This is a genomic window from Pseudomonas sp. ACN8 (assembly GCF_002303925.1).
Taxonomy (GTDB): domain Bacteria; phylum Pseudomonadota; class Gammaproteobacteria; order Pseudomonadales; family Pseudomonadaceae; genus Aquipseudomonas.
The window spans coordinates 1-2,831 of sequence record NZ_MRCS01000102.1; the positions used below are offsets into that span (position 1 = coordinate 1).

General features: G+C 52.1%; 2 rRNA genes. Both read right to left on the reverse strand.

Features of this window, described 5'->3' with window-relative positions:
• Positions 1 to 5: 5 nt before the first annotated feature.
• A 5S ribosomal RNA gene (rrf, locus tag BSF44_RS29040) occupies positions 6 to 121 on the reverse strand.
• A 168-nt stretch (positions 122 to 289) separates the two neighbouring features.
• A 23S ribosomal RNA gene (locus BSF44_RS29045) occupies positions 290 to 2,831 on the reverse strand; the annotation flags it as partial.

A 2,831-nucleotide genomic window follows, 5' to 3' on the forward strand; every position in this document is an offset into this window, starting at 1 on the left:
TTTAATCTTGACGATGACCTACTCTCACATGGGGAAACCCCACACTACCATCGGCGATGCATCGTTTCACTGCTGAGTTCGGGATGGGATCAGGTGGTTCCAACGCTCTATGGTCGTCAAGAAATTCGGGTACCGAGTCGTGGCCGGCCGGCCGCGCTTCAGCAAATTGGGTATGTGACAGCTTCGGTGTTTTGTGAGTTTCGAACTTTCGGTTCGTTTCGTCTTCACACACCGCAATCTGGTCTCTTTCGTTTCTTCAACTAGGAGCATCAAATTGCTTGGGTGTTATATGGTCAAGCCTCACGGGCAATTAGTATTGGTTAGCTCAACGCCTCACAGCGCTTACACACCCAACCTATCAACGTCGTAGTCTTCGACGGCCCTTCAGGGGACTCAAGGTCCCAGTGAGATCTCATCTTGAGGCAAGTTTCCCGCTTAGATGCTTTCAGCGGTTATCTTTTCCGAACATAGCTACCCGGCAATGCCACTGGCGTGACAACCGGAACACCAGAGGTTCGTCCACTCCGGTCCTCTCGTACTAGGAGCAGCCCCTCTCAAATCTCAAACGTCCACGGCAGATAGGGACCGAACTGTCTCACGACGTTCTAAACCCAGCTCGCGTACCACTTTAAATGGCGAACAGCCATACCCTTGGGACCGGCTTCAGCCCCAGGATGTGATGAGCCGACATCGAGGTGCCAAACACCGCCGTCGATATGAACTCTTGGGCGGTATCAGCCTGTTATCCCCGGAGTACCTTTTATCCGTTGAGCGATGGCCCTTCCATACAGAACCACCGGATCACTAAGACCTACTTTCGTACCTGCTCGACGTGTCTGTCTCGCAGTCAAGCGCGCTTTTGCCTTTATACTCTACGACCGATTTCCGACCGGTCTGAGCGCACCTTCGTACTCCTCCGTTACTCTTTAGGAGGAGACCGCCCCAGTCAAACTACCCACCATACACTGTCCTCGATCCGGATAACGGACCTGAGTTAGAACCTCAAAGTTGCCAGGGTGGTATTTCAAGGTTGGCTCCACGCGAACTGGCGTCCACGCTTCAAAGCCTCCCACCTATCCTACACAAGCAAATTCAAAGTCCAGTGCAAAGCTATAGTAAAGGTTCACGGGGTCTTTCCGTCTAGCCGCGGATACACTGCATCTTCACAGCGATTTCAATTTCACTGAGTCTCGGGTGGAGACAGCGCCGCCATCGTTACGCCATTCGTGCAGGTCGGAACTTACCCGACAAGGAATTTCGCTACCTTAGGACCGTTATAGTTACGGCCGCCGTTTACCGGGGCTTCGATCAAGAGCTTCGCGTTAGCTAACCCCATCAATTAACCTTCCGGCACCGGGCAGGCGTCACACCCTATACGTCCACTTTCGTGTTTGCAGAGTGCTGTGTTTTTAATAAACAGTCGCAGCGGCCTGGTATCTTCGACCGGCGTGGGCTTACGGAGCAAGTCCTTCACCCTCACCGGCGCACCTTCTCCCGAAGTTACGGTGCCATTTTGCCTAGTTCCTTCACCCGAGTTCTCTCAAGCGCCTTGGTATTCTCTACCCAACCACCTGTGTCGGTTTGGGGTACGGTTCCTGGTTACCTGAAGCTTAGAAGCTTTTCTTGGAAGCATGGCATCAACCACTTCGTGTTCCAAAGGAACACTCGTCATCAGCTCTCGGCCTTAAGATCCCGGATTTACCTAAGATCTCAGCCTACCACCTTAAACTTGGACAACCAACGCCAAGCTGGCCTAGCCTTCTCCGTCCCTCCATCGCAATAACCAGAAGTACAGGAATATTAACCTGTTTTCCATCGACTACGCTTTTCAGCCTCGCCTTAGGGACCGACTAACCCTGCGTCGATTAACGTTGCGCAGGAAACCTTGGTCTTTCGGCGTGGGTGTTTTTCACACCCATTGTCGTTACTCATGTCAGCATTCGCACTTCTGATACCTCCAGCAAGCTTCTCAACTCACCTTCACAGGCTTACAGAACGCTCCTCTACCGCATCATCCTAAGATGATACCCGTAGCTTCGGTGTATGGTTTGAGCCCCGTTACATCTTCCGCGCAGGCCGACTCGACTAGTGAGCTATTACGCTTTCTTTAAAGGGTGGCTGCTTCTAAGCCAACCTCCTAGCTGTCTAAGCCTTCCCACATCGTTTCCCACTTAACCATAACTTTGGGACCTTAGCTGACGGTCTGGGTTGTTTCCCTTTTCACGACGGACGTTAGCACCCGCCGTGTGTCTCCCATGCTCGGCACTTGTAGGTATTCGGAGTTTGCATCGGTTTGGTAAGTCGGGATGACCCCCTAGCCGAAACAGTGCTCTACCCCCTACAGTGATACATGAGGCGCTACCTAAATAGCTTTCGAGGAGAACCAGCTATCTCCGAGCTTGATTAGCCTTTCACTCCGATCCACAGGTCATCCGCTAACTTTTCAACGGTAGTCGGTTCGGTCCTCCAGTCAGTGTTACCTAACCTTCAACCTGCCCATGGATAGATCGCCCGGTTTCGGGTCTATTCCCAGCGACTAGACGCCCTATTAAGACTCGCTTTCGCTACGCCTCCCCTATTCGGTTAAGCTCGCCACTGAAAATAAGTCGCTGACCCATTATACAAAAGGTACGCAGTCACCCAACAAAGTGGGCTCCCACTGCTTGTACGCATACGGTTTCAGGATCTATTTCACTCCCCTCTCCGGGGTTCTTTTCGCCTTTCCCTCACGGTACTAGTTCACTATCGGTCAGTCAGTAGTATTTAGCCTTGGAGGATGGTCCCCCCATATTCAGACAAAGTTTCTCGTGCTCCGTCCTACTCGATTTCAT